This is a genomic window from Actinomycetota bacterium (genome assembly GCA_030682655.1).
Lineage (GTDB): Bacteria > Actinomycetota > Coriobacteriia > Anaerosomatales > JAUXNU01 > JAUXNU01.
Genome location: JAUXNU010000186.1, coordinates 1 through 2,861, shown reverse-complemented (window position 1 = coordinate 2,861; position 2,861 = coordinate 1). Strand labels below are relative to the sequence as shown.

Here is a 2,861-nt window from a genome sequence, read left to right as displayed (position 1 = left end):
ATGGTCTCCTTGTGCACGTCCAGCCCGATATGGGTAAGCTGTTGCATGGCCGGTCCCTCCGTGTGTCGGCACCGCGGGCGTGTTCCCGCGGATGATCCACGTTATACGCGGATTCGGGCCGGCCATCTCATGGTGACTAGACAGCCAACCAGAGAGAGTGGCCTGCGATGAGGGTGCTGTTTATCGGTGGTACCGGCTTCATTAGCGCCGCGGTCAGTCGGATGGCGATTGCCCAAGGATTCGAGCTCTATTTGCTCAATCGCGGGTCGCGGATTGCGCATCTACCTGGCAGCCATGGTTTGAATGCTGACATCAACCGCCTGGCAGACGTTCGCGCCGCCTTGCAGGACTTGGAGTTCGACGTCGTCGTCGACTGGATCGCCTACGCGCAAGATGACATCGAGCGTGATCTTGCTCTCTTCCGAGGTCGGGTCAAGCAGTATGTCTTCATCAGCTCGGCCTCGGCGTACCAGAAGCCGCCAGCTCACTATCTGATCACGGAGTCGACGCCGTTGCACAACCCGTATTGGGAGTACGCGCGAAACAAGATCGCCTGCGAAGAACGGCTGATGCTGGCGTACCACCATGAGGGCTTCCCCGTGACGATTGTGCGTCCCTCGATGACCTACGACTCAAATCTCCCGATCGCCCTCGGCGGGTGGGGCAGCTACACGTTGGCGGATCGGCTGATAACGGGTCGGCCGATCATCGTGCACGGCGACGGCTCGTCGCTGTGGGTTGTGACACATGCGGACGACTTTGGGCGAGGGTTCCTCGGGCTGCTGGGGGATGAGCGAGCGTTGGGTCAGGCGTTCCACATCACTTCTGACGAAGTGCTCACTTGGAATCAGATCTACCGGACCATCGCCGAAACGTTGGGTGTCGAGGCGATGATCGTGCATATTCCGTCGGACTTCATCGCGCGAGTCGCACCGCAGATGGCTGGCAGTCTGTTGGGCGACAAGACGTGGAGCGCGGTGTTCGACAACAGCAAGATCAAGACGTTCGTGCCTGGCTTCCAGGCCACGATACCCTTCCAGGATGGCATCCGGCGGACTCTGGCATGGTTTGCGGCCGACGAGGAACGTCGGCACATAGACGAGGCGGTGCACACGGAAATGGACCGCATTCTCAAGGCCTATGCTGGTGCGTGAGTGCTGCCTAACGCGCGTCAACCTGCTCGCAGGTTATCCTCAGACGTTCGCTGAGATTCCCGAGCACGGCAACGTCCTCGGATGGTGGTATCGTTGTAGGCACTCTAGGAGGTGTCTGTGATGGCTGCGCAACGCATAGTCTCTGAGCCCGGCGTGATGATGGGCAAACCGATCGTCGAGGGCACCAGAATCACCGCTGAAGCCATTCTTGAGGACCTTGGCGCCGGTGAGACCATCGAGCAGATACTTGAGGCACATCCGCGCCTGACCCGCGAGGGTGTCTTGGCGGCCGTTCGGTTCGGGGCTGAGGCACTGAGGGCCGACGTCGCCTACCCCACCCCCAAGTCCGTCGCGTGAACCTCCTCGCGGACGAGGGTGTCGAGACTCGCATCGTCGAGCGCCTCAGGTACGAGGGCCACGACGTCGAATACGTCGCAGAACTCGCTCCCGGCATAACCGACGATGAGGTGCTCGAGCGAGCGAACAATGACCGGCGCGTTCTCGTGACGGTCGACAAGGACTTCGGTGAACTGGTCTTTCGTCTTGGGCGAGTGACCTCAGGCGTGCTGCTCGTTCGCCTGTCGGGTCTGTCGTCAGACGACAAGGCCACACTCGTCGCTGACGCCGTCCGCGATCACGGCGTCAAGATGCCCGGAGCGTTCACGGTCGTGTCGCCTAGCTTGGTTCGAATCCGCCCTCCCGCGTAGTCCGGGACTCAGCGAACAAGCGCATCGAGCAGAACGCCGGAAGGTAGAATGACCTGAAGGGCGCTGGGCGTCTGCTCATGCGCCAAGCGTTGGACGGACACGCGGCACGGCGCTGAACAAGCGGCGCTGGCAGCAGGAGTGGATTCGGCGGGACCAGTGCCCTCAAGTTGGCGCCAACACAAGATCGCAGGCATCCTCGTCGGCGCGGTAGCCGCGGCGGCCATCACATGGCTCCGGCTTGCCCTCGCGTCCCATCTCGCGGGGTCGGACATGGCCTTGGTCTTCTACATTTCGGCGGTGATTCTCGCCTCAGCGATAGGAGGAGCGACTGCAGGTCTCGCGACCACGGCGCTCTCGCTTTCGGCAGGCATCCCACTGATCATCGGACCGCAAGTGTTCATGACTTCGGTATCCGAGTGGATACGCGTGACGGTGTTCACGGTCGAAGGCGTAGCCATCTCCGTCCTGGTTGAACAGCTCCAGCACCGCACCAGGGCTCTCGACGAGACCGCACTCGAACTTGAAGCTGAGCATCGGCTCGTGGAGCGCATGGCACTCGAGGATGTGATGACCGGCCTCGGGAATCGCAGGGCGTTCGAGAGAGACCTGAAGAGATCACTCGCCCGATCCTTGCGAGACAAGACACCGCTGACCGTGGCGATCGCCGACGTCGACGAACTGAAACGCGTCAACGACGAGCGGGGCCATGCCACGGGCGACGCCCTACTGGCTGCTGTTGCTCAGGCGCTGCGGGAAGGCTGTCGAGTCTCCGATGCGGCTTACCGCATCGGGGGCGATGAGTTCGCACTGGTGTTGCCGGGGGCCGGTCGAGAGGGCTACGAGGTCCTGCACATGCGGTTTGGCGATCTTCTCGCGGAGGTGGGCGCTCGCTTCTTCGGTACCGGCGTGAGCATGGGGGCGGCTCACGCACCGGAGGATGGCAACGAGCTGAGGACGCTGACCCGCGTGGCGGATTCGCGTATGTACGCTGCGAAGACCG

4 protein-coding genes are annotated in these 2,861 nt (G+C 62.3%); all 4 read left to right on the top strand.

All coding sequences use genetic code 11. The features are described 5' to 3' along the window. Positions 1-167 precede the first annotated feature (167 nt). On the top strand, positions 168-1,154 hold the full coding sequence (locus Q8K99_12205) for an SDR family oxidoreductase (GenBank protein ID MDP2183316.1): 987 nt from the start codon (positions 168-170) through the stop codon (positions 1,152-1,154). A 120-nt stretch (positions 1,155-1,274) separates the two neighbouring features. Then, a complete protein-coding gene (locus tag Q8K99_12200; protein MDP2183315.1) occupies positions 1,275-1,511 on the top strand; it encodes a DUF433 domain-containing protein in 237 nt (78 codons plus the stop codon). Then, on the top strand, positions 1,508-1,861 hold the full coding sequence (locus tag Q8K99_12195; protein MDP2183314.1) for a DUF5615 family PIN-like protein: 354 nt from the start codon (positions 1,508-1,510) through the stop codon (positions 1,859-1,861). The genes Q8K99_12200 and Q8K99_12195 overlap by 4 nt, the downstream gene beginning before the upstream one ends. 156 nt (positions 1,862-2,017) lie before the next feature. After that, positions 2,018-2,861 (top strand): diguanylate cyclase (locus Q8K99_12190; GenBank protein MDP2183313.1); only part of this gene is annotated, 844 nt, incomplete at its 3' end.

Excerpts from the sequence above, each read along its gene's own strand:
- Q8K99_12205 (MDP2183316.1), top strand. The coding sequence starts at position 168 with ATGAGGGTGCTGTTTATCGGTGGTACCGGCTTCATTAGCGCCGCGGTC.
- Q8K99_12200 (MDP2183315.1), top strand. The coding sequence starts at position 1,275 with ATGGCTGCGCAACGCATAGTCTCTGAGCCCGGCGTGATGATGGGCAAA.